The sequence below is a fragment of the Cobetia sp. SIMBA_158 genome (assembly GCF_046566945.1).
Taxonomy (GTDB): domain Bacteria; phylum Pseudomonadota; class Gammaproteobacteria; order Pseudomonadales; family Halomonadaceae; genus Cobetia; species Cobetia amphilecti.
Map to the genome: position 1 here is coordinate 1 of NZ_JAWJYL010000651.1, position 257 is coordinate 257.

1 pseudogene is annotated in these 257 nt (G+C 38.9%); it reads left to right on the forward strand.

The features are described from left to right. Window positions 1-257, forward strand: a pseudogene (locus R2R70_RS21435) (hypothetical protein); the annotation flags it as partial.

Consider the following 257-nt stretch of genomic DNA (forward strand, 5'->3'; position numbering starts at 1 on the left):
TAGCTTTGCTATTGCACAAACCAAAGTTATTTATAATGCTAATGGCTACACCCCGCTTTATAAAGGCAAAATGCAAAAAGGTGAACTTCAGCAATTTAGCACTTTAGTTATAAAAGATGGCAAAGTTGTAAAAGTAGGCGGCGACACACTAAAAGAAAGTTTTCCAGCTGCCAAATTAATAAACGCAGAAGGCAACACATTACTGCCCGGCTTAATAGATGCTCACGGCCACGTTATTGGGCTAGGAGATAACTTAT